The following is a 21,766-nucleotide window of genomic DNA, read 5'->3' as shown; positions in this document are numbered from 1 at the left end:
GAATTAGCAACCGACGATATGCCAACGTACGCCCAATTTGCGCAGGTTGCGAGCGCAAAACTTACTACGCCAAACGTCCCGCCAGCACCTCGCTGTCAGGGAGACTGTTTGCGCTGTTGTGAATAGCCACTTCGAGTTTGCCGCGCGGCCGGACCTAGTGATCGACGCAAGGTATGCATCGGGTCAGCTTCAGAGCTTGGTTCCGCCGGGCGGAACGTCTGCTATCTTTCTTCGGACGCCAAAAGCCGCCATTCCGCTGTCGGCCCTAAGCAGGCGTCAGGTCATGGCTTGTCAGGTGGTTGAAAAGGTCTTGAGCGATCGGGGATATATCAAGGTTAGCGGCGACGCACACTGAGAGATGTCGGCGAGCCCAGGCGTCCAGTAGCGGCGTAGTCGAAATTGAAAACGTTCGCTTGCGCCTTCTGGCTACCGTCTCTGGAACAATCGCGACGCCAACACCATCACTTGCCGCCAAACATATCGATTCGAACGTACGCAGCCTGATCCGGTATCGGAGTTTTACGCCGAGCCTGTCAGCTTGAGCGTCGATATGGTCCTGTAATGCGCCACCTTCCAATCCCACGAAATATTCTTCGGCGAGGCCGGAAAACCGGACTTCTCTTTGAGTCGCGAGCGCATGCGTCTGAGCCGACACTACGACGAGCTTGCTCACCGCGAAGGGTTTAAGAAGCAGTTCCTCGTTGGCGGCTGCGTCCGACAATATGCCGATCTCGGCAAACCCGGCAGCTACGCTTCGGGCGATCTCATGACTTTGGCGCTCCCGAAGATCAACATCGACTTGCGGATGGGCGGCAAGCCACGGCGACAGTCGTGTTGGAAGAACTTCCACGATGGCCGCTGTGTTGGCAACAACACGGATGCTCGCCCGTATCCCCTTCGCGTGGCGCCCTAGTTCTCCCCGCATGAGAGCGACTTGATGAAGAATTTCGCGGGCATGATGGGAAAGTGCCTCACCCGCCTCCGTCAGAGCCACACCCCGGCGCCCCCTTTCCAGTAGTCGAACCTGGCCGGTTGCCTCCATCTCCCGCAGTCGATCACTGGCCGCAGTGAGAGAGAGTCCGACGTCAGCCGCGCCGTGGGTGATACTGCCAGCGTCAGCGACGGCGAGGAAAAGACGCAGGTCAGTGAAATCGAAGCGCATCTTCGGAAGTTACAACTGATTCAGCCTTCGGTCTAGGCGAAGGCTGAATACGGGAGTGCCGCATTGTGGACGATGTCGTAGAGCGTATGAGAAGGTCATGAACGACCTCTCAATTTTTCTGCTAGTCACTGTCGCAGCTACATTCTTTGCCGCCGGCACCGTTAAAGGTGTGACCGGCATGGGCCTCCCGACCGTCGCGATGGGTATTCTCGGCGGGCTGCTGCTGTCACCGCTTGCGGCAACATCGTTGCTCATCATTCCGTCGTTCGTGACGAACGTCTGGCAACTGCTTGCTGGCCCGAGCTTCGGGGGCATGCTGCGGCGGCTTTGGACCATGATGGTAGGGATCTTCGCCGGGACACTGGCCAGTGCGTCTATGTTGACAGGCGATGATACCAGCTTGAGCACCTTCATGCTCGGCCTCGCGCTGACCGTGTACGCGGTCTACACCTTGCTCGCAAAGCCCTACCACATCAACCCACGGCACGAATGCTGGCTCTCGCCTGCGATCGGGTTGATCACCGGCCTCATTGCGGGTGCAACAGGCGTGTTCACCATTCCGGCCGTGCCCTATGTTCAGGCGCTCAGTTTCGAAAGGGATGATCTCGTCCAGGCACTCGGCCTTTCCTTTTCGGTTTCTACCATAGCACTTGCCTTTGGGCTCGCATCACGAGGGGCATTCCAGATCGACAGACTATCGCTTTCGGCTCTCGCCATCTTTCCTTCGTTGGTCGGGATGTGGGCAGGACAGTACATCCGACGGGCGGTCAGCCCCGCCATATTCAAACGCTGCTTTCTGATTGCCCTTGCGCTGCTTGGCGCAGAGATGACGCTGCGCAGTATTTGGTAGTCCTATCCCTCGACATGACCGCATTTGGCGCAAAGCGGTGCATAGGCGTGGCGTCTGTTCCAGTCTGAGGTGTTGGTTCTGCCGCGCACGGGCATAAGGATGGATCATCCGCATTTTGATCCTTTTGAGCATCATGTTGAGCTTATCTAGGCTCGAAATTAATACCATCTCAGTCGATGATGAAGACCACAATCGCTTTGCAGGAGAGACTAATATGCCGAGAATTGCAGCTCTGAAGCCCGCCGAAGTGCCGGCCGATTCGAAACTGGCACTCGATGCCTTCACCAAGAATCTCGGGTTCACTCCAAATATGATGGCGACCTTTGCGGCCAGCCCGATCGCGTTCAACGCGTGGGCTACCCTGCGCACCTCCTTGAGCAAGGCGCTCGACCTGAAGACGCGTGAAAGCATCAGCCTTGCTGTCTCCGAAGTGAATGGCTGCAACTACTGCCTGGCGGTTCATACCTTTGGCGCCGGGCACGCGAAGATGTCGGCCGATGAAATCATTTTCGCCCGCAGGGGTCATGCCAACGACCCGAAGCGGGACGCCGCCGTCCAATTTGCACGCAAAGTCATCGAGGCCCGAGGGCAGGTCGGTGACGTTGATGTAAAGGCCGTCCGCGACGCCGGCTACACGGATGCGAACATCATCGAGATCGTCACGCTGGTGGCCATGTACTCTCTGACGAACTTCTTCAACAACGTGTTCGATCCCGAGAAAGACTTTCCCGCCGTTCCGCAGGCCGGCACGATCTGAGCTCTGTCCGAAGGAATTCCGCAAGATGACGAAATATCACACACAGGGAGTTGGACGATGAAAGCAATCGTTGTGACGGAGCAGGCGGCGGGAACCGCTGGGATGAAGCTGGTGGAGCGGCCCGAACCACAGGCAGCAATAAACGACGTCGTCGTTCAGATTCATGCGTCAGGATTCGTCCCGACCGAATTGGACTGGCCTTCGACCTGGGCCGATCGCCGCGGCCTTGATCGGACACCGTCGATCCTCGGGCACGAGTTGGCCGGAGTGATCACCGCCCTCGGCTATGGCACGACCGGACTGTCGGTGGGGCAGCGCGTGTTCGGCCTCGCCGACTGGTATCGCGATGGCACGCTCGCGGAATATATTGCCATGGAGGCGCGCAATCTCGCGCCATTGCCCGGCGACGTCGACTTCACGGTGGGCGCGAGCCTGCCGATCTCTGGCCTGACCGCATGGCAGGGACTGTTCCAGCACGGCCGCCTTCAGGCGGGCCAGAGCGTGCTAGCGCATGGCGCCGCTGGCGCGGTCGGTTCGATGGTGACGCAGCTCGCACGAGAGGCCGGCGCCTATGTCATTGGCACCGGACGTGCCGCCGACCGTCAGAAGGCGCTCGACTTCGGTGCAAATGAATTTGTCGACCTCGAGAACGACGCTCTGAAAGACGTCGGTGGCGTCGATCTGGTGTTCGATGTCATCGGCGGCGACATTCAGAAGCAGTCTGCAGCCCTCATTCGAGCCGGAGGTACTCTAGTGACCGTCGTTGGACCGGCCGAGGCTCGACCCGCCGATGGTCTGGCCGTGGACTTCGTCGTTGAGGCGGATCTCGCCCAACTCAGTGAGATCGTCCAGCGGGTGCGGGACGGACGGCTGCGGACGAACATCGGTAAGGTCTCGACGCTCGACGATGCCGTTGCCGCCTTCAACTCGACCGAGCGACGCGCGGGAAAGACGGTCATCCGCGTTCGGCCGTAAGCGCTTGGGGAGGGCGAGCGGTTCTGCCCCCCCGTGGATCATCATTGCCCTTTTGGACCGTGGCGATTGTCTTGGCACGCATCCAGGCGAAATATTCGATCAAGCAAACAAGCACATAGGAGTCACCAATGTCGTTTCGATTCATCACCAAGTCTATGCATGCCTACCTCATCGATTATCCTGTCGCTGTCGTCTTGATCGCAGCACCGTTCGTGCTGAAGCTAGGCCAGAGCGGACCGATCGCACTGTGGCTTTCGGTTGTTGTCGGTGCCGCGGCGCTACTCTTGGCCGCCCTGACTGACCATCCCACCGGGCTCTTTCGTATCATTCCCTACTGGCTGCATCTTTGGGTCGACCGGGCCGTTGGCGTGGTGTTTGTCATCGCACCGTTTGCCTTCAAGTTCGCTGGGCTCGATGCCTGGTACTACTGGGTCCTCGCTGCCGCTGTCCTACTCACGACCTCGGTCTTTAACGCGCCAGAGGAACCAGCCGCGACGCATTTGGCATCGGACAGGCATACGGCGGCTTGAGGGCGACGATTGTCGCAGCGCTATTCTTCGCCGCTATAAAAACTATACGCACCGGCTGTTGGAAGATTTCGTTCCTCGCCGCGATCGATGGTTATCGCTGCCGCAGATCTTATCGAGTGACGCTCAGCGTAACCTGGAACGGATGTTGCTCAATTGCGTGAACCAGAAATGCACGGCTCGACGCGAAACGTGCCACCAGTGATCAACGAGGCTCGCCGGGGCGAAATGCGCCAGCTGGCTTTCATATCCGCCATGGTGTCCCTGGTGGCCTCGTTTGCCACGGCGGCCGCTCCGATCCTCCCTGTACTAGCGAGCGACGTACCGGCCGGATCAAACCATTTCAAGCGAGTTATCATGACTGAAATCACCACCGATATGGAGGCAATCATCAAGCAGGCGATGCTGTCCTTCGTCGCCACGGTCAATGAGGACGGAACGCCAAGTCTTTCGCCGAAGGCATCGCTGACGGTGCGCGATGGCGCACTTTACTTCGCCGATATCGCTTCGCCTCGGACGATCCTGAACCTGAAGCGCAATCCGGCCGTCGAAATCAATGTGGTCGACGTATTCCAGCGGCGCGGATACCGGTTCACGGGTCGTGCCGTGGTTTTGCCGCCGGGAAATGACGAGTTTTCCATGATCGCCGACTGGGTCCGCGCGACGAACGGCTCGGAATATCCTGTCGATCATGTCGTCAGAATTGAGCCCACTTCAATTTCACCGCTTCTTTCGCCCGCTCATGTCTTTGCCGACCCGCCTCGGAGCCAGGAGGAAATCAGCGACACATATCGTCAGAAATACGCAGTGACCTCGGGGCTCTGCAAACCACAGGGAACCGCATAAGGTTCGGGAGCATCGTATGGCATCAGTCGAGATCGGCACCGCCGATCACAGCGATTTCGATGGATGGCTGCCGCTTTGGAACGGCTGCCAGTGGTTCTACGCGGTCGATATCCGAGGAGGCGCGACAGCGATGACCTGCGCGCGCTTTCTCGACTCGAGCGCGCCGGTCCGTGCGGCGATCGCGATGGTGGACGGGCATGCGTTCAGCCTGGTGCATTGGTCTATCATCGATCCACCTGGACGACTGACGATTATTGCTATCTCCAGGACTTGTTCGTCGCCGACGATGCCCGTGGGAGCGGGCTCGGTCGCGCACTCATCGAGCATGTAACAGCGGACGCCATGCGTCAGGGCGCCTCCCAAGTTTATTGGTCGTCGCACGAATCCAACCAGAACGCCATCTACCTCCATGACCGCGTCGCTGAGCGCTCGCGTTTCGTCCAATATCGAAAGCTTCTATCTTGACTTGCTTCCACCGGGCGCGCGCGGCGCAGTGCGATATGGTGGGTTAGCGATTTAATATCTCGAGGTGTTATGTCCCAAGTCGACTGGTTAAGCCATCTCTTGCAAATCATCACCGTGACCGGCCAGCTCGAGGTCCGCTGCGCCTACGGTGCACCGTGGCGCGTTGCCTGGAGCAAGGCTGCCGCGAACGAAATTCCCTACCACGTCATTGTTAAGGGCCGGGCCATTCTCGAGGATCCGGAGACGAGAGCGGCAAGGGAGCTGGTGAGCGGAGATATTGTGCTGCTGCCTCACGGCGCGGCGCATGTACTGCACGACGGTAGCGGGCAAACACCAATCCCTACCCAGCAACGCTGGGGGTCAGCCGGATGGATGCTGAGTGAGAATGATGGCCAGGGCGAGCAACTGGATCTGCTGTGTGGGCGATTTTTTATCGCGCCGCCCCATGATCGGCTGATCCGCAACTACCTGCCTGCCAATCTGGTGGCGCGGTCTATGGACGGCCATGAAGAAAACGGCATCGCCTCCGCCTCCAACCAACTGGCCAGTCTGGTGAGGCTGATGCGAATGGAGTCCGCCGGTGACAGAGCCGGAGGCCGCGCCATTCTCAACGCGCTTTCTTCGGCCCTGTTCACACTGGTACTGCGCGCGGCGAGCCAATCCGGGAAAGCCCCTGAAGGTTTGTTGGCGTTGGCCGGTAATCCACGACTTGCCCCGGCCATTTCTGCGATGTTCGCCGATGCGGCACGGCCTTGGAAACTGCCTGATCTGGCCGATTTGTGCGGGATGTCGCGCGCTACGTTCATGCGCCAGTTTCAGGACAAGCTGGGTCGCTCCGCCCTCGATTTTTTGACCGATCTCCGCATGAGTCTGGCCGCCAACGAGTTGAAGAAGCCAGCGATGAGCACTGAGGCCGTGGCCGAGACCGTCGGGTATCAATCCGTTTCGGCATTCCGGCATGTCTTCGCCGAAAGGATGGGGATGACGCCGGGGGAGTGGCGGCGACTGGCGCACAAGGGCGAGTAACGCGCACGGTCTGGGATCGGGAAGGCGCAGTTTGATCCTTTCGCGCATCACAGTGAGCTAATTCAGTCTCGAAATAATCACTCCTCCCGGTAAATTAGGCTCCGTAATCACTTGATAAGGGAGCCATCCAATGAACTGCATCAGCCTCGCCACCACCCGACCCGCAACCCGCGTAGCCGCCGAAATCTTCGGGGAGACCGGGAAGAGCGAAAATGCTTTCGCGACGAACGCCGTCATCGAAACGATCCTGAGCCGCAGTGCCGCCAAGTACTACGACACTACTGCCACCCTGAGCGACGACCAGATCCGCGACCTGGTGCGTATCGGCACGTCCGCGCCAACCTCCTTCCACCTGCAGAACTGGCGCTTCATCGCCGTACGCTCGCCAGAAGCCAAGGCACGGCTGCGTCCGATCGCCTGGAATCAGCCCGCGATCAGCGACGCGGCGGTGACCTTCATCATCGTCGGTAGGCTGGCCGATGCCAGCACCGTCCCCGACCGTCTGGCGCCCGTGGTGGAAGCCGGCATCATGCCGGCGCACCTGGTGCCGGAGTGGGAAATCCCCGCTCGCGGTCTGTATGACGATCAGCCGCAGCGCCAGCGCGACGAAGCCGTGCGCTCCGCGACCTTTGGCGCCGCGGCGATCATCTACGCGGCCCGCTCGCTGGGCCTGGGTTCGACGCCGATGATCGGTTTCGACTCCGAGGCGGTGCACCGCGAGTTCGGCCTGGCCGACGACGAAGTGCCGGTCATGCTGTTGACCGTTGGGCCGGAGCGAGCTGGCAACTGGCCGCAGAAGCCCCGCATGCCGGTGGCTGATGTCCTGGACTTTGCATAATCACTAATCAACTCAAGATCTTATGGAGACAATGATGGCAAGAACTGCCGCTCTGAAGCCGGAACAGGTGCCGGCTGAATCGAAACCGATTCTCGATACGTTCACCAGGAACATCGGGTTCACCCCAAATATGATGGCAGCCTTCGCGCAGAGCCCGATCGCGTTCAACGCGTGGGCCACTCTGCTCGGCTCCCTGAGCAAAGCACTCGACCTAAAGACGAGAGACAGCATCGGCCTCGCCGTTTCCGAAGTGAACGGCTGCAATTACTGCCTGACGGTTCACAGCTTCACGGCCGAACACATGGCCAAGCTACCGGCCGATGACATCATTCTGGCCCGAAAGGGTCATGCCAATGACGCGAAACGCGACGCCGCCGTCCAGTTCGCACGCAAGGTCATTGAGACCCGCGGCCACGTCAACGACGCTGATCTGAAAGCTGTCCGCGATGCCGGCCACACCGATGCGAACATCATCGAGATCGTCGCACTTGTGGCCATGTACTCGCTGACGAACTTCTTCAACAACGTGTTCGATCACGAGAAGGACTTTCCCGCCGTTACCCCGGCCGGTTCGATCTGAGCTCGGTCCTGTCGGAACCTCGCGAAGCATTGGAACAACCGCATGAACATTCTCCATATTGATGTCAGTCCGCGACAAGAATCGCATAGCCGCCAGCTTTCGGCGGCGATCGTCGAAAGGCTCCTCAAGGTCGCGCCCGGGGCGAGCGTCAGTCGGCGTGATTTGGGGGCTGACCCCTTGCCTCACGCCGCGGCTGACTACGCACTTGCGCTGTCGTCGCCTGCCACGTTGGCGGCCCCGCCGAAGGGCGCCCTGGATCGTTCCGAGGCGCTTATCCAGGAAGTCGAAGCGGCCGACGTGATCGTCATCGGAACGCCCATGCACAACTTCACCATTCCCTCGGTCCTTAAAGCGTGGATCGACCAGATCTTGCGCGTCGGTCGCACGATGAAGTCGACGCCCGCCGGGAAGGTGGGAATGCTTCGGGACCGTCCGGTGTTTATCGGCGTCGCTTCCGGTGCCGTCTTTTCCGGCGAGCGAGCAAATCAGCCCGATTTTCTCACGCCATATCTGTCGCTGGCATTTGGCTCCATTGGGCTAAAAACTCTGCAATTTCTCCCGGTACAGGCCACCGCGTTCATGGACCGGGAGCGAGCCGCATTGGCTAGGGAGAAGGCCTTGGCGGCGATCGATCTGACGGTCGCGCGAGAGTTTCGATGCGTCGATGGTCGACCTGCAGTGCTCTCAGGCACCGGTAGACCGCATTGCGATGCGCACCCTGTTCTGGGAAGCGTCGCGCTGGGAGCATCCTGAGGACGCGCCGCAAGCTTTTGGGACGCCCGCATCGTAACCCTCCGGCCTCCGCCGGACCGTGAACACGAGGTCTTTCTGATGATTTTACCTATTAATACGCTTCCCCAGATCGGCGAAAGGATCACCGACAAATCAGCACCACCCGATGACGGCGCCGTTGGCGAATGGATCGGACCAGAGGCGTTCGAGCGTTGGGTTGATCTGCGGAACTGGATCGATGAATCCTACCCTGGAGTTTTTACGCCGGACTGGCTCTACAGTGGCAAGAACCGCGGTTGGTCCTTGCGCTACAAGAAGACCAAGGCGCTCTGTACCTTGTTGCCGGAATACCGGCGGCTTTCAGCTGTGGTGGTCATGGGTGGAGCAGAACGAGAGAAGTTTGAGGAGCGGCGTTATGTCTGGCGTCCGCAATTGGTCAAGCTCTACGCCGAAGCCAAAACATACATCGACGGAAAATGGTTGACGATTGCCATTTCATCGGCAGATGATCTGCATGATGTGACGGAGCTTCTGACTATGAAGCGCCAGCCAAGGTCGCGCGGTTGAAGGTCACAAAAATCCTGGGTTCGCGGCGCGATGGCTCCGAGGAACCCGGGAAGCGGCCGCCAGGCCGCAGGCGCCGATGCGATGGCTCTTGCCGCATGCTGGAGCCGCAGGTCTCCCGCTTCGCCTGCAGAACCTGTCGGAATGGTGGGGTCTGCCCAGATGTCGGCAAAGGGCTCAATCGAGCCGTTTGTCGTGTCCGACACCAATGACAGCAAGGGTCGTAAGGGAACGGCCGCTTGTTGGTAACTTCGTTCCGATAGCGGATAGGCCCCTTTCGGCCCCGAAACGGTCATTCTGGATGCCAATTTGCGAGGATCGGTCCGCGCGGTGCGGGGTGGCGCAAGAAGCATGGTTCAGTCGAAGAAGCCTGCATCCTCTTCCCCGAGATACTTCCTGGCTGCTTCGGCGTCGATATCGAGGCCCAGCCCTGGCGCTTCCAGCAGGTCCACCATGCTGTCCTTCACGATCTGCGACGGCAGGCCGATTACGAGGTCCTCCCACCAGGGGTCGGAGGCGCTCGGGTATTCGAACGCAATGTAGTTGGCGGGCAGCGTGGCGCAGACATTGATCAGCGCGCCGAGGCCTAGAAGGCCGTTCGCGGTGCCGTGCGGTGCCATCAGGATCGAGTGCATATAGGCGTGCTCGGCGACCCATTTGAGCTCGGCAATGCCGCCAATATCGGCCGGATCCGGGCCGATGACGCGCACCGCCTGCGTTTCGATCAGCTCCTTGAAATTGTGCCGCAGGTATATCTGCTCGCCCGTATGAATTGGCGTCGAGGTGGCGGTGGTCAGCTCCCGATAGGCCTGCGGATTGACCCACGGCACATAGTCGCCGGTCAGCATGTCCTCGAGCCACATCAAATTGTACTTCTCGACCGCGCGAGCGAACTTGATCGCATCGGGCAGCATCCAGCCCGGGCCGCAGTCGAGCGCCAGGCTCACCTTGTCGCCCAGCACTTCCTTCATCGCGATCACGCAGTCGAGCATGTGGTTGAAACCGCGCTCGCTGATGACGCCCTGATCCATGGCACCGTGGTAGCCAGCCTTATTCTGCTTCACGCCGTAATGGAAGTCCTCGATGGTGTCCTTCATGTTGGAGTGGAACGAGATCCCTTGCTTGATCATGAAGAAATTCTGCGGCTGCTCCATCATCCATTTCACGTCAGCGGCGTAATCCTCCGGCCGGTCCCCCGTTCGCTTCTGCCGGATCGAGCCGTTATAGACGCGCACCTTGTCGCGCACCTTGCCGCCGAGCAGTTTGTAGGCCGGCACGCCTGCGGCCTTGCCGGCTATGTCCCACAGCGCATGCTCGATAGCGCTTACCGCCGCGCCATAGGGCTTGAAAGAGCCGCGTTGGCGGATCTTCAGCATCACCCGCTCGACGTCGGTAGGGTCCTCGCCGATCAGCGCCTCACGGAAATGCAGCACCCAAGGCTTGAGATAAGTCTTGGTGAACTCGACTTCGCCAAGGCCATAGAGGCCCTCGTCAGTAACGATGCGGACGATGGGATGTTTGCCGATGACGGCGCAGCGGAGATCGGTGATCTTCATCTCGGTTCTTTTCGCCTCAGCTCCAGGTGCGGTCCCAGGAATACTCGTCGTCCCAGTGATCCGTGGGCTGCCAGATGCCGGTGACACCCGGCTGCAGATGCTGCGAGATCACCTCGTCGACGACGTCGTCAATCCCCAGACCAGGTTTGTCCGGAACAGTGATAAAGCCGTCCTTCACGAGCGGCTTGGGAACGCCGGTGACGATATCGTCCCACCAGTCGACGTCGGCAGAGTGGTATTCGAGCGCCATGAAGTTTTCGGTCGCCGTCGCGACATGTGCCGCGGCCATCGCGGCGATTGGACTTTCGGCCATATGGATGGCCATGGCGACGCCGTGGTCCTGCGCCATGTCGCCGATCTTCTTGGTCTCGAGGATGCCCCCGCTGGTGAGCAGGTCCGGGTGGATAATGGAGAGGCCGCCGCTCTTGAGCAGAGGCTCGAAGCCTTCCTTAAGGTAGATGTCCTCGCCGGTGCAGATCGGCACCGTGGTGGCGGCCTGCAGTTGCCGGTACTGCTCGGTGTACTGCCATGGGATCACATCCTCGAGCCAGGCCGGCACGTATTTTTCAATCCGCCTGGCGAGCCGAATACCGTTCTGCAGCGAGATGTGGCCGACATGGTCAATGGCGAGTGGAATATCCATGCCGATAATTTCGCGAACCTCGGCAATGTACTGTTCAAGCAGATCGAGGCCCTTGTCGGAAAAGTGGAGGCCGGTAAACGGGTGGGCAATGTTGTGCAAATCGTACGCGGCGTTGCGGGCGCGTCGCTCCTCCATGGTCTTGACCGGGCCGCGGCCGGGATGGATGCGGTACCCTTCAAGTGAACCGGCAGGGGAGACGACCGCACCGGGTACATCCGCGATCTGCATCAGCCCCAGATCCATCTTGAGGAAGGTGAAGCCGAGCGCCATGCGCTGCTTGAGGCGCTTGCCGGTCTCGGTGCCGCTCGGCACGGTAGCGTCGGTGTCGCAATAGACGCGCACCTTCTCCCGAAACCGGCCGCCGAGCATCTGGTAGATGGGAACGCCATAGGCCTTGCCGGCGAGATCCCACAACGCGATCTCGACCGCCGAGACGCCGCCGCCTTGCCGGCCGTGGCCACCGAACTGCTTGATCCGGCGAAACAGGCGGTCGATGTCGCAAGGGTTCTCGCCAAGCAGCCGGCTCTTCAGCATCAGCGCGTAGGTGGCACTGGCGCCGTCGCGCACCTCGCCAAGCCCGACGATGCCCTGGTTGGTGTAAATCTTGAGCAGGGTTGAGGTGAACGGCGCGCCGACGATTTCGGCTACCCGCATGTCGGTGATGCGAAGCTGGGATGGCTTGGAGTTCGCGTTCACCCGATTGAGCGCTTCGTCGGCGCCACCTGTCTTTGCCATGACTTATCCTCGTTTTCGGCTTGTCGTCCCGCACCCTGGGCCGGCTCAGCGTGTTGCTAGCCCAGCTCAATCTCGTGGGCCTGCAGGTAGTCGCGGTCCATCTCAATACCGAGACCAGGTTTCGACATCAGCTTGAGGCTGCCGTTCGAAATGTCGAGTGGTCTGTCGATCAGGTGATCGTATTTGCCCAGGTTCCACTCCGATGTTTCGAGTTTGTAGAAATTGGGAACGGTCATCATCACCTGCGCTCCCGCAACCACGTTGATTGGTCCCGCGGCGTCATGTGGCGAGACCGGGACGTAGTAGGCTTCGCACAGCGCAGAAATCTTCTTGAGTTCGGTAATGCCGCCGGTCCAGGTAACGTCGGGCATGATGTAGTCGGCGAGCCTGTTCTCGAGTACCGGCACGAAATCCCACTTCGTGTGGCCGCGCTCGCCCCACGAGATGGCGGTATTGACCTTCTCACGCACCTGCTTGAGGGCGTTAAGGCTCTCGGGCGGGCAGGGCTCCTCAAACCAGTCGATCTGGCCGGCCTCCTCGAGGCTCCGACAGAGGCGAATGGCGGTGGGGACGTCGAAGCGGCCGTGCGCATCGATGAGAATGTCGACATCGGGTCCTGCCGTTTCGCGGATCAGAGCCGTGAGTTCGGCGGCTTCGCGCTCGTCCTTGCGGGTCATGCTGCCATCGAGGTAGCCGTCTCGCTGTTCGCGGGGCAGGCCATCGGCGCTGCGGCCCTGGTGGGGGTAGGGATCGAACTTGAGCGCAGTGTGTCCGGACTCGACAATGTCTAGAATTTCGCGGACCACAGCCTCCTTGCTGGTGAATTTGGCCTGGTTGGGATGGGTGTAGAGCGCGATTTCATCGCGTACCGGCCCGCCAAGCAGCTCGTAAATCGGCTTGCCGAGGACTTTGCCCCGGATGTCCCAGAGGGCAATATCGATGGCGCTCACGCATTCGACGGCGGCGCCGCGGCTTCCCATGTAGGTGAAGCTGCGGAAGATCTTGTGCCAGAGATGCTCGATACGCGCCGGATCCTCGCCTGTCACGGCGACGCCGATCTGCCGCAGGATCGTGCAGAAAGCGCGGTTGGCGAGCCTTGTCGTGGTGGTGATCTCTCCCCAGCCACTCACTCCCTCGTCGGTCGTCACTTCGACGAACAGGAACTCTCCCCAGTAAGAAGCATCGGACTTGATCAGCCACGGCCGAATGCTCGTGATTTTCATCTCAACTACCTTTGCCTGAAAATGGTCAGCTAACGGTGTTCTGGACTGGATATTCTATCCGGCCCGAGCGGCGTTGCGCGCTCGCATCTGTTCGAGAATATGCCTGCCCGAACCCTCGACATGGCGGGAAACGAGTTCGGCCGCCTTGTCGGCCTCTCCCGCCTTCACAAGCGCGATGAGTTCGCGGTGCTCGCGCATGATCGCGGCACGTCGCGCCAGCGTGAAATTGAAACGACGGCTCACGGCTCGCAGCACTTCGCGATGCTTCCACCAAAGCTCGGCGGCGTGGCGGTTATAGTGCCGCTGGTACATCACGGTGTGGAAAGCGGTATCCAGCTCACTGTGCCTGAATGTGTCGGCGAAGTTGTTCTCTTCAATCAGGCCTTGGAGACGTTCGAGTTCGGCGATGTCCTCGCCGGTAGCCATATTCACAAACCATCGTGTCAGGGCTGGCTCGATCAGAACACCGATCTCGTAGATATCCCGGACAAAATCCTGATCTATGGGTCGGACGCGCGCGCCGCGGTTGGCGACAAAGGTGACAAACCCTTCGCCGCGCAGCAGCTGCAGGGCCTCGCGCACAGGATTGGTCGAGGTGCCGTGACGCCGGGCGAGATCGGTGACCACAAGCCGTTCGTTGGCGGCCAGCCGTCCCTCGATGATGTCTTCCCTGATCAATTCATAAAGCGAGGCACCCTCGCTGGAGGCCCCGATGGGATCGGTCCCCACCGGTGGCATAGCTTTGAAATCGCTTATTTCGGCCAAGGCCGGCTCCCCAACTTAATACATACCTTGCCCGATATCACACACGGCTTTCGTAAACAATGTACGATCCAGCGCGTTGACAGGCAATCCATGATCTGAAAACGTACCAAGCGATCGAGAGGATACACTGAGCTGAAAGAAGCATCCTCGCGATCGAAACGAGCAAGGACCGCTTTGCCTTGGCGCAGGGCGGCATGGGAGAACCAGGGAGGATACCTATGACGAGAATTGCGCTCGGCAGTGCCGTCCTGCGCGGCACTGTCGCCACTGCTTTGATGGCATCCCTGACGTCTACATCGGCGCTGGGTGCGCCACCGGTCGACCTGAGCAAGTGGTCGCCGGAATATGTGCGCTCCATCGCCGGCACACAGGACTTTGACACGGCTGCCGATTGCGCCAAGGTTACCCCGCTCGACTACAAGGGGCGACTGACTTTCTGGTATCAGGGCGTGTTCGAGGGCGACCCCGACCTCCTGCGCCAGTACTACAAGGATTTCTTCGAGACCTTCCGCAAAACCTATCCGAACATCCAGCTCGAGGAACAAGCCCTCACCTATAACGACCTTCTCGACAAGTTCCGCACGGCGCTCCTGGGCAATGCCGCGCCGATGGCGGTCCGCCTGCAAATCCTGGGTGGTACCGAGTTCGCCTCAAAGGGCTATCTGCAGCCGCTCAAGCCCGAGGATGTGGGGTATTCGACCGAGGATTTCTGGCCCGGCGCCATGAAGGCCGTGACCTGGGAGGGCGTGACCTACGGCATTCCGACCAACAACGAGACGATGGCGTTCATCTGGAACGCCGACATCTTCAAGCGTGCGGGCCTCGATCCGGACAAGGCTCCGGCAACCTGGGAAGATGTCGTCAAATATTCCAAGCAGATCCACGACAAGCTCGGCATTGCCGGCTACGGCCTCGTGGCGCGCAAGAATGCCGGCAATACGCCGTACCGTTTCATGCCACAGCTGTGGGCCTATGGCGGCGGCGTCTTCGACGAAGCCACCGCGAATCCGACCTATGAGCAGGTCCAGCTCGATAGCCCGCAGAGCAAGGCGGCGCTGCAAGCCTCCTACGACATGTATGTTCGCGACAAGTCGGTTCCGGTTTCGGCACTCACCAACCAGCAGGCCGATAACCAGCCCCTGTTCGTCGCCGGCCAGCTCGGCATGATGATCTCGCACCCGTCCGATTACAACGTCATGCTCGACCTGCAGAAAAAGGCGACGGGCACCGACAAGGACAAGGCGCAGACTGTCATCGACAACATGCGCTACGGCCTGATCCCGACTGGTCCCGACGGCAAGCGCGCCGTCGTGTTCGGCGGCTCGAACATTCACATCCTGAAGCCCGAATATGTCGAGGGCGGCAAGGTAGACGAGCCGGCTGCGAAAGCTATCATCTGCATGTGGACGAGCCCTGAATGGTCGCTGAAGATGGCCTACGCCGGATCAAACCCGGGCAACCTCAACGGCTTCAAGACCAAGTGGATGAAGGAACGTCTGGACAACATCAAGTTCCTCGACGTCACCACCTCGATGCTGCCATACGGCATCCCGTTCCCAGCGCTGCCGCAGGCCCCCGAGATCATGAACATCATCATCCCGGACATGCTGCAGAATGCCCTGACCGGAGCGATGACCGTCGACGAGGCAGCGGACGACGCGGCCAAGAAGGTAAAAGACCTGATGGGCGGACTCTAGTCCAGGCCTGACCTACGACCTGACCGGCTGCGCCGCTGGCGCAGCCGCCTCGTTCCGAAGAATAAGGGCACGCCACAAGTGACGATCGTGACCGGCAAGGCCGAGGCTCGCCGAAGATTGCAACCCGGTACATCCGGCACGCTGCGGAAGATCTGGGAGCATCGCGCGGACTACGCGTACGTGCTCCCAGCGATCGCCGTGATGCTCATCGTCATCGCCTATCCGATCTACTACACGATCGAGCTGTCGTTTTTTAAGACACCGCCCGGTCTACAGCTCCGCGACAAGAGCTTCATCGGCTTCGACAACTACACGACCATCCTCACCAGTCAGGTGTTCTGGAAAGTCACCTGGAACACACTGATCTGGACACTGGGCTCAACTCTCATCTCCTTTGTCCTGGGGTTTGCCACAGCGCTGGCACTCCACCGCGACTTCATCGGCCGTGGTGTCTTGCGCGCTATCCTGATTATCCCTTGGGTCATCAGCGCCGTCGCCGCCTCCTATATCTGGAAGTGGATCTACCATTCGGACTTCGGGATCATCGGCGCGGTGGTGGTCGGCCTCGGCTTGGCCGACCCGCCGCCGAATTTCATCGACAATGTCAGCACGGTGCTGCCCTCCCTGATCGTCGTCAATATCTGGCGCGAGTTTCCGTTTGCCATGATCATGATGATGGCCGGCCTGCAGACAGTCCCGGACCAATTGCTGCGCGCCGCAAAAGTCGACGGTGCCAATGCATGGCAGCGCTTTTGGCACGTCACCTTCCCGCACTTGCGCAACGTCTCGGTGGTGACGATGCTGCTGCTCGCGGTGGCCAACTTCAATTCCTTCATCATCCCCTGGATCATGACCGGCGGCGGGCCGTCGAACGCATCGCATATCTGGATAACCCACATTTATGAGCTCGCCTTCGGACGGCAGCGCTGGGGCGTGGCATCGGCCTATTCGGTGCTCCTGTTCCTCACACTGATGACGCTGGGCTACTTCTACGTCCGTGCGTTAAGCGGCAACGAGCGGAAAGAGGGGAGCGCATGAGCACGATTGCCGAGACAGCACCTCGAGCCCAGACCCGTCGCCGCATGCGCGTCGACGGATGGCGGTGGGCCGGGCGCATATTCCTCGTGTTCATGCTGCTTTATACTGCGTTGCCGATGATCTGGATGCTGATCACTTCGATCAAGTCCGGATTCGCGGCGACGCAATTCCCGCCGCAATGGTGGCCGGACGAGCCTACCCTCGCCAGCTACCAAAAGCTGCTCGATCCGCAGAACAGCGTCGGCCAGGACTTCCTCCGCTTCTTCTGGAACAGCCTTTTCGTGTCGACCGTCACGACAATCCTTTCGGTGATCGTGGCTGTCCCTGCGGCCTACGCGTTTTCGCGCTTCAGTTTCCCCGGCCGGAATTTCCTGTTCTTTGCCGTGCTGCTGCGCAACATGTTCCCGGCGGTGATCTTTCTCGTGCCACTCTTCATCCTGATGCGCGCGATCGGTCTGATAAACACGCATGGCTCGCTGATACTCACCTATCTCACGTTCGGCCTGCCGCTGGCGATCTGGCTGCTCAAGGGCTTTTACGACAACATCCCGGTGCAGCTTGAGCAGGCGGCGCGCATCGATGGCGCAACACGGTTCCAGGCCTTCATCATGATCGTGATGCCGCTCTCGACGCCGGGGATCATCGCCACCGCAATCTATTCCTTCATCGGCGCGTGGAACGAGTACATCTACGCGTACACCTTCCTCTCCAAGAACGAGCAGTTGACCCTGCCGGTCGGCATCCAACGCTTCTTCTCGGAAAATACGACGGACTTTCCGGGCCTGATGGCGGCCAGCTTCATGATGAGCGTGCCCGTCGTGGTGCTGTTCCTGGTCCTGCAACGATACTTTGTACGCGCCCTTACAGAAGGCGCGGTCAAGCACTAGGGAGTTGCCGATGGCCCACGTGGTCCTCCAAGATCTCGTCAAGAGCTATGGCGGCTTCAAAGCTGTCAACCACGTCTCGCTGACGGTCAATGACGGCGAGTTCGTTGCGCTCGTCGGCCCTTCAGGCTGCGGCAAGACAACCACGCTCAATCTCGTCGCCGGGCTGACCCCGATCACATCGGGCGACATCATCATCGGGGAGCGGGTGGTCAACGACCTCGACCCCAAGGACCGGGACATCGCAATGGTGTTCCAGAACTACGCGCTCTACCCGCAGAAATCGGTCTACAAGAACCTGGCGTTCCCGCTTCAGATGCGCAAACTCCCCAGGGACGAGATCGACAAGAAGGTCAAGGAAGCGGCGCGAGTGCTCGACATGACGCATCTGCTCGAGCGCAAGCCGCGCGAACTTTCGGGCGGGCAGCAGCAGCGTGTGGCCCTTGGCCGTGCCCTCGTTCGCGACCCTGCGGTGTTCCTCATGGACGAGCCACTGTCTAACCTCGATGCCAAACTGCGCGTGCAGATGCGGTCGGAGATCAAGCGTTTCCACCAGGACCTCAAGGCGACGATCATCTATGTGACGCACGACCAGCTCGAAGCGGTGACCATGGCCGACAAGATGGCGGTGATGAATGGCGGCTACCTGCAGCAATACGATTCACCGGCGCAGGTCTTTGCCCATCCAGTGAACATGTTCGTGGCCAGCTTCATCGGCAGCCCGGCGATGAGCCTTATTCCGCTGCAGGCCTCGACGGCAAACGGCAACACGGTGTTGACCGGCGCCGAGGGCTGGCGCCTTGAGCTCTCGCCGCGCAATGCCCAGAAGGTGGCTAGAGCAACGACCAGGAAAGTCGTGCTCGGCGCACGTCACTCGACGATCAAGCTGCACAAGAGCGCGGTCCCCGGTTCCATTCCGGCCAAGGCCTACACGGTGGAACCGACCGGAGACGTCACCTTCGTGCAGGCGTTCCTGTCCGGCGCCATCGTCAACGTCAGCGTGCCGCCAAACATTGCCGTCGCGCCCGACGAGCAGATCTGGCTCGAGTTCGACCAGGAGCGGATGCATCTGTTCGACGGCGAAACTGAAATGGCCCTCAAGGCCAACTGAGATAGCGCGGATGCGTGGGACGTGGGCGTGGATGACTGAGAAGCTTAAGATCACCGCGATCAAGCCCTATCCGGTTTGGGTAGGAACGCGCAACCAGATGCTCGTCAAGGTCGAGACCGACCAGGGCATCTTCGGCTGGGGCGAGAGCGGCTTGAGCGGTCGCGAGAGGGCCGTGGCCGGCGCGGTCGAGCACTATCGCGAGTTTCTCATCGGCCGCGACGCGATGCAGATCGGGCGGATCTGGCAGGAGGTTTATCGCAGCCAGTACTTCGAAGGCGGGCGAGTCCTTCAGGCGGCGATTTCCGCCATCGACATCGCCCTTCACGACATCAAGGGCAAGGCGCTGGGGGTGCCGGTCTATGAGCTGCTAGGCGGCAAGCAGCGCGACCGCATTCCCACCTTCGCCTCGACCGGCGATGAGGCCGAGGGCGATGTTGCCATCGAACGGGCCCGCGAACTTCGCGCACAGGGGTGGCAGGCGATCCGCTTCTTCCCCTTCGGGCAAAACAGCAAGGATATATTCGAGCCGCGCGAGTCCATCGGCGCTACCGCGAGTATGCTGAACAAGGCGCGCGAGGCGCTGGGCGACGACGTGGTTCTCGGCCTCGACTATCATCATCGGCTCTCGGTGGCAGAGGCGGCGAGCTTCTGCAACAAGCTCGGCCGCAGCGTGCTTGATTTCCTCGAGGAGCCGATACGGGCCGAAACGCCGGAGGCCTACGAAGCGCTGCGCACGATGACCGAAATCCCCTTTGCCATAGGCGAGGAATTTGCCAGCAAATGGCAGTTCCTGCCCTACATCGAGCGCGGCATCCATCAGTTCAACCGGATCGATGTTTGCAATGTCGGCGGGCTCACCGAGGCGATGAAAATCGCTGGCTGGAGCGAGGCGCATTATGTCGACCTGATGCCGCACAATCCCCTTGGTCCCGTGTGCACGGCCGCGACCGTGCATCTCGCCGCTGCGGTACCCAACTTCGCGTGGCTCGAGACCAGGGCACCCGAAACGAAGCTGGGCTTCGACAATTCCGACTTCTTCCCCGTGCAACCACGGCTCGACGGGACCGATTACCCGGTCGGCGATCTGCCGGGGCTCGGCGTCGAAGTCAACGAAGTGGCGGTCCAGGCGGAGAGTTTGCGTTTCTGGGAAGCGCCTCACCTTAGGCGCCGCGACGGTTCTGTTACGAACTGGTAGTTCCATTCAATCGGAGTCCACAATGACGCATACGTCCGACATTACGCGGCCGCCTAAAGACCTGATCGACGCGCTAAGGGAGATCGGCGCCGCGACGGTTGCCGGCACGCTTGGCCACATGGGCTTCCGCAATCCGCACATGGTTGGTCCGGTGGCGCAAAACCACGGGAAGTCGATCGTCGGGCCGGCGCTGACGCTGCAGTTTCTGCCGCAGCGGCCGGACCTGTTCACCGAGGGAGAATATGCCGATCCGGAGACCCAACTTCACCGGCACGTGCTCTACCACGCGCAGGAGGGCGATGTGGTCGTGGTCGACGCGCGCGGCGACATGAGCTCGGGCGTCTTCGGCGATATGATGTCGACGTATTTCAAGGGCAGGGGCGGGGCGGGTATCGTCATCGACGGGTGCATGCGCGACCGGCCCAATGTCGAAAAGCTCGACCTGCCCCTATGGCTGCGCGGCTGGACGCCAAACTATCATGTGCAGACCAGCATCTATCCCAATGCCGTCAACGTTCCGATTGCCTGCGGCGGTGTCACGGTGATCCCCGGCGACATCATTGTCGCCGACGACGACGGCGTGGTGGTGCTTCCCGTCGTGATGGCCCCGAAGGTGATCGAAGAATCACAGAAGCATCACGATTGGGAGGAGTTTTCGCGAGTGAAGCTCATGGAGGGCGGCCCGTTGCAACGCTACTATCCGCTGCATGACGATGCCCGCGGAGAGTACGAGGAGTGGCGCAAAACAAATCGCCTGGAGAACCCGAGTTAGTCAGCGGGCCTTGGCGATCAGTTCTGCCAGGCAATCGGCAGCCTCAGTCCCCGGCACGCCGAGATCTCTGACGCTGTCCATGTGGTTGCGGTTCGGGAGCACATGCGACGTTACCAACGATCCCTGCCGCAGCAAGCTTGCTTTGAATCGATCGGCTTGCTGATGGAAGGGTGGCGTCTCATTGGCTCCGACCAGAACCGCCGTCTTGGTTTGAGGATCATGCCAACAGGCGAGAGGTGTGAACATGGCGACTTCCTCGTCGGTTATTCCAATCTCGTTGGCGAGAAAGGAATCCTGGAGCGGCTTCAAATCGTAGAGCCCGCTCAACAGAAGGGCTGCCCTCACATTCGAGGGGGTATGCGCCCCATCGAACAGGAACGTTGCAAGATGTGCTCCCACCGAATGACCACTGACAGTCAGGGCCGCCGGGTTTCCGCCATGATCGGCGATGTTGGCCAGGATCCACTGCTTGGCGCGGCGCACCTGGTCGACGATCGTCGCCATTCTGACCTTGGGCATCAGAGCATAATCAACGATGACGGCAATGGCCCCGGCCTGGGTAATCGTCGTCGCGACATATGAATAGTCGCGCTTGGAGAACATTCTCCAGTAGCCGCCATGGACAAAGATGTGCACCGGAAGCGCCGTTCTTTTGCCCGCGGGAAAGAACAGGTCCATGATCTCGGTCGGATCCGGTCCGTAGGCCACGTCTGCGGCCATCGCAATGGCGGCGCGGGCGGCCTCGCTGCGGTCAACAATGTCCTGCACGATTTGGTCAAAGTCAGCAACGTGGTCGCGGATGCGAAAGGGATCGCCTTGCATTCT

24 protein-coding genes are annotated in these 21,766 nt (G+C 60.4%); 18 read left to right on the top strand and 6 right to left on the bottom strand.

Going from position 1 to position 21,766, the window contains the following annotated elements:
* Positions 1-265: 265 nt before the first annotated feature.
* A complete protein-coding gene (locus NKJ40_RS19635) occupies positions 266-1,162 on the bottom strand; it encodes a LysR family transcriptional regulator (RefSeq protein ID WP_352467450.1) in 897 nt (298 codons plus the stop codon).
* A gap of 97 nt (positions 1,163-1,259) precedes the next feature.
* On the opposite strand from NKJ40_RS19635, the gene NKJ40_RS19630 reads away from it, so the two are divergent.
* The 12 genes from NKJ40_RS19630 to NKJ40_RS19575 all read left to right on the top strand — a co-directional run bounded on the left by NKJ40_RS19630 (position 1,260) and on the right by NKJ40_RS19575 (position 9,325).
* Positions 1,260-2,012 (top strand): sulfite exporter TauE/SafE family protein, encoded by a 753-nt coding sequence (locus NKJ40_RS19630; RefSeq protein WP_352467449.1) that lies wholly within the window; start codon positions 1,260-1,262, stop codon positions 2,010-2,012.
* 214 nt (positions 2,013-2,226) lie between these two features.
* Complete coding sequence (locus tag NKJ40_RS19625) at positions 2,227-2,769, top strand: carboxymuconolactone decarboxylase family protein (protein WP_352467448.1); 543 nt, start codon at positions 2,227-2,229, stop codon at positions 2,767-2,769.
* 57 nt (positions 2,770-2,826) lie between these two features.
* Positions 2,827-3,744 (top strand): NADP-dependent oxidoreductase, encoded by a 918-nt coding sequence (locus NKJ40_RS19620; RefSeq protein WP_352467447.1) that lies wholly within the window; start codon positions 2,827-2,829, stop codon positions 3,742-3,744.
* Between the two features lie 128 nt (positions 3,745-3,872).
* Positions 3,873-4,274, top strand: coding sequence for an SPW repeat domain-containing protein (locus NKJ40_RS19615; RefSeq protein ID WP_352467446.1), 402 nt, complete (start codon positions 3,873-3,875; stop codon positions 4,272-4,274).
* Between the two features lie 153 nt (positions 4,275-4,427).
* Positions 4,428-5,117 carry a pyridoxamine 5'-phosphate oxidase family protein gene (locus NKJ40_RS19610; RefSeq protein WP_352467445.1) on the top strand — a complete coding sequence of 230 codons (690 nt, stop codon included), beginning with the start codon at positions 4,428-4,430 and terminating at the stop codon, positions 5,115-5,117.
* A 16-nt stretch (positions 5,118-5,133) separates the two neighbouring features.
* The gene (locus NKJ40_RS19605) at positions 5,134-5,448 is read left to right on the top strand and encodes a hypothetical protein (RefSeq protein WP_352467455.1); all 315 of its coding nucleotides are present in this window, start codon (positions 5,134-5,136) and stop codon (positions 5,446-5,448) included.
* On the top strand, positions 5,334-5,582 hold the full coding sequence (locus NKJ40_RS19600) for a GNAT family N-acetyltransferase (RefSeq protein ID WP_352467454.1): 249 nt from the start codon (positions 5,334-5,336) through the stop codon (positions 5,580-5,582). The genes NKJ40_RS19605 and NKJ40_RS19600 overlap by 115 nt, the downstream gene beginning before the upstream one ends.
* A 69-nt stretch (positions 5,583-5,651) precedes the next feature.
* Entirely contained in the window at positions 5,652-6,608 is a 957-nt protein-coding gene (locus tag NKJ40_RS19595; RefSeq protein WP_352467444.1) for an AraC family transcriptional regulator, read from the top strand.
* Between the two features lie 130 nt (positions 6,609-6,738).
* A complete protein-coding gene (locus NKJ40_RS19590) occupies positions 6,739-7,446 on the top strand; it encodes a nitroreductase family protein (RefSeq protein WP_352467443.1) in 708 nt (235 codons plus the stop codon).
* A 34-nt stretch (positions 7,447-7,480) separates the two neighbouring features.
* Positions 7,481-8,026 (top strand): carboxymuconolactone decarboxylase family protein, encoded by a 546-nt coding sequence (locus NKJ40_RS19585; protein ID WP_352467442.1) that lies wholly within the window; start codon positions 7,481-7,483, stop codon positions 8,024-8,026.
* A 42-nt stretch (positions 8,027-8,068) separates the two neighbouring features.
* Positions 8,069-8,779, top strand: a complete 711-nt coding sequence (locus NKJ40_RS19580) for an FMN-dependent NADH-azoreductase (protein WP_352467441.1) — start codon at positions 8,069-8,071, stop codon at positions 8,777-8,779.
* A 78-nt stretch (positions 8,780-8,857) separates the two neighbouring features.
* On the top strand, positions 8,858-9,325 hold the full coding sequence (locus NKJ40_RS19575; RefSeq protein ID WP_352467440.1) for a DUF3788 domain-containing protein: 468 nt from the start codon (positions 8,858-8,860) through the stop codon (positions 9,323-9,325).
* Positions 9,326-9,678: 353 nt separating this feature from the next.
* Here NKJ40_RS19575 and NKJ40_RS19570 read toward each other — a convergent pair whose 3' ends face one another.
* Genes NKJ40_RS19570 through NKJ40_RS19555 form a run of 4 tightly spaced genes read right to left on the bottom strand, consistent with a single transcriptional unit; the run spans position 9,679 to position 14,244 of the window.
* Positions 9,679-10,878: a mandelate racemase/muconate lactonizing enzyme family protein gene (locus NKJ40_RS19570; protein WP_352467439.1), complete on the bottom strand. Its 1,200-nt coding sequence runs from the start codon at positions 10,876-10,878 to the stop codon at positions 9,679-9,681.
* 16 nt (positions 10,879-10,894) lie between these two features.
* On the bottom strand, positions 10,895-12,256 hold the full coding sequence (locus tag NKJ40_RS19565; protein WP_352467438.1) for a mandelate racemase/muconate lactonizing enzyme family protein: 1,362 nt from the start codon (positions 12,254-12,256) through the stop codon (positions 10,895-10,897).
* A gap of 56 nt (positions 12,257-12,312) precedes the next feature.
* A complete protein-coding gene (locus NKJ40_RS19560; RefSeq protein ID WP_352467437.1) occupies positions 12,313-13,479 on the bottom strand; it encodes a mandelate racemase/muconate lactonizing enzyme family protein in 1,167 nt (388 codons plus the stop codon).
* Between the two features lie 54 nt (positions 13,480-13,533).
* Positions 13,534-14,244, bottom strand: coding sequence for a GntR family transcriptional regulator (locus NKJ40_RS19555; RefSeq protein ID WP_023679253.1), 711 nt, complete (start codon positions 14,242-14,244; stop codon positions 13,534-13,536).
* Positions 14,245-14,462: 218 nt separating this feature from the next.
* Between NKJ40_RS19555 and NKJ40_RS19550 the strand changes: the two genes are divergently transcribed.
* From NKJ40_RS19550 to NKJ40_RS19525, 6 genes are all read left to right on the top strand, one after another.
* Positions 14,463-15,941 (top strand): ABC transporter substrate-binding protein, encoded by a 1,479-nt coding sequence (locus tag NKJ40_RS19550; RefSeq protein WP_352467436.1) that lies wholly within the window; start codon positions 14,463-14,465, stop codon positions 15,939-15,941.
* 78 nt (positions 15,942-16,019) lie between these two features.
* Positions 16,020-16,979 (top strand): carbohydrate ABC transporter permease, encoded by a 960-nt coding sequence (locus NKJ40_RS19545; RefSeq protein WP_352467435.1) that lies wholly within the window; start codon positions 16,020-16,022, stop codon positions 16,977-16,979.
* Positions 16,976-17,866: a carbohydrate ABC transporter permease gene (locus NKJ40_RS19540; protein WP_023679256.1), complete on the top strand. Its 891-nt coding sequence runs from the start codon at positions 16,976-16,978 to the stop codon at positions 17,864-17,866. Before NKJ40_RS19545 ends, NKJ40_RS19540 begins: the two co-directional genes overlap by 4 nt.
* 10 nt (positions 17,867-17,876) lie before the next feature.
* Positions 17,877-18,974, top strand: a complete 1,098-nt coding sequence (locus NKJ40_RS19535) for an ABC transporter ATP-binding protein (protein WP_352467434.1) — start codon at positions 17,877-17,879, stop codon at positions 18,972-18,974.
* Between the two features lie 31 nt (positions 18,975-19,005).
* Entirely contained in the window at positions 19,006-20,169 is a 1,164-nt protein-coding gene (locus NKJ40_RS19530) for a mandelate racemase/muconate lactonizing enzyme family protein (RefSeq protein ID WP_352467433.1), read from the top strand.
* Between the two features lie 22 nt (positions 20,170-20,191).
* Positions 20,192-20,941, top strand: a complete 750-nt coding sequence (locus NKJ40_RS19525) for a ribonuclease activity regulator RraA (RefSeq protein WP_352467432.1) — start codon at positions 20,192-20,194, stop codon at positions 20,939-20,941.
* On the opposite strand, the gene NKJ40_RS19520 is transcribed toward NKJ40_RS19525, so the two are convergent.
* Positions 20,942-21,763, bottom strand: a complete 822-nt coding sequence (locus NKJ40_RS19520) for an alpha/beta hydrolase (protein WP_352467430.1) — start codon at positions 21,761-21,763, stop codon at positions 20,942-20,944. It lies immediately after the preceding gene.
* Positions 21,764-21,766: the final 3 nt, after the last annotated feature.

Origin of the sequence: Mesorhizobium sp. M0119, assembly GCF_040322615.1 — a bacterium.
In the GTDB taxonomy this organism is placed as follows: domain Bacteria; phylum Pseudomonadota; class Alphaproteobacteria; order Rhizobiales; family Rhizobiaceae; genus Mesorhizobium.
Note: the sequence above shows the minus strand (reverse complement) of the source record. Positions and strands in the feature narration are given on the sequence as shown.

Coding starts and splice junctions, on each gene's coding strand:
- NKJ40_RS19635 (WP_352467450.1), bottom strand. CDS start 1,162: ATGCGCTTCGATTTCACTGACCTGCGTCTTTTCCTCGCCGTCGCTGAC.
- NKJ40_RS19630 (WP_352467449.1), top strand. CDS start 1,260: ATGAACGACCTCTCAATTTTTCTGCTAGTCACTGTCGCAGCTACATTC.
- NKJ40_RS19625 (WP_352467448.1), top strand. CDS start 2,227: ATGCCGAGAATTGCAGCTCTGAAGCCCGCCGAAGTGCCGGCCGATTCG.
- NKJ40_RS19620 (WP_352467447.1), top strand. CDS start 2,827: ATGAAAGCAATCGTTGTGACGGAGCAGGCGGCGGGAACCGCTGGGATG.
- NKJ40_RS19615 (WP_352467446.1), top strand. CDS start 3,873: ATGTCGTTTCGATTCATCACCAAGTCTATGCATGCCTACCTCATCGAT.
- NKJ40_RS19605 (WP_352467455.1), top strand. CDS start 5,134: ATGGCATCAGTCGAGATCGGCACCGCCGATCACAGCGATTTCGATGGA.
- NKJ40_RS19595 (WP_352467444.1), top strand. CDS start 5,652: ATGTCCCAAGTCGACTGGTTAAGCCATCTCTTGCAAATCATCACCGTG.
- NKJ40_RS19590 (WP_352467443.1), top strand. CDS start 6,739: ATGAACTGCATCAGCCTCGCCACCACCCGACCCGCAACCCGCGTAGCC.
- NKJ40_RS19585 (WP_352467442.1), top strand. CDS start 7,481: ATGGCAAGAACTGCCGCTCTGAAGCCGGAACAGGTGCCGGCTGAATCG.
- NKJ40_RS19580 (WP_352467441.1), top strand. CDS start 8,069: ATGAACATTCTCCATATTGATGTCAGTCCGCGACAAGAATCGCATAGC.
- NKJ40_RS19575 (WP_352467440.1), top strand. CDS start 8,858: ATGATTTTACCTATTAATACGCTTCCCCAGATCGGCGAAAGGATCACC.
- NKJ40_RS19570 (WP_352467439.1), bottom strand. CDS start 10,878: ATGAAGATCACCGATCTCCGCTGCGCCGTCATCGGCAAACATCCCATC.
- NKJ40_RS19565 (WP_352467438.1), bottom strand. CDS start 12,256: ATGGCAAAGACAGGTGGCGCCGACGAAGCGCTCAATCGGGTGAACGCG.
- NKJ40_RS19560 (WP_352467437.1), bottom strand. CDS start 13,479: ATGAAAATCACGAGCATTCGGCCGTGGCTGATCAAGTCCGATGCTTCT.
- NKJ40_RS19550 (WP_352467436.1), top strand. CDS start 14,463: ATGACGAGAATTGCGCTCGGCAGTGCCGTCCTGCGCGGCACTGTCGCC.
- NKJ40_RS19540 (WP_023679256.1), top strand. CDS start 16,976: ATGAGCACGATTGCCGAGACAGCACCTCGAGCCCAGACCCGTCGCCGC.
- NKJ40_RS19535 (WP_352467434.1), top strand. CDS start 17,877: ATGGCCCACGTGGTCCTCCAAGATCTCGTCAAGAGCTATGGCGGCTTC.
- NKJ40_RS19530 (WP_352467433.1), top strand. CDS start 19,006: ATGACTGAGAAGCTTAAGATCACCGCGATCAAGCCCTATCCGGTTTGG.
- NKJ40_RS19525 (WP_352467432.1), top strand. CDS start 20,192: ATGACGCATACGTCCGACATTACGCGGCCGCCTAAAGACCTGATCGAC.
- NKJ40_RS19520 (WP_352467430.1), bottom strand. CDS start 21,763: ATGCAAGGCGATCCCTTTCGCATCCGCGACCACGTTGCTGACTTTGAC.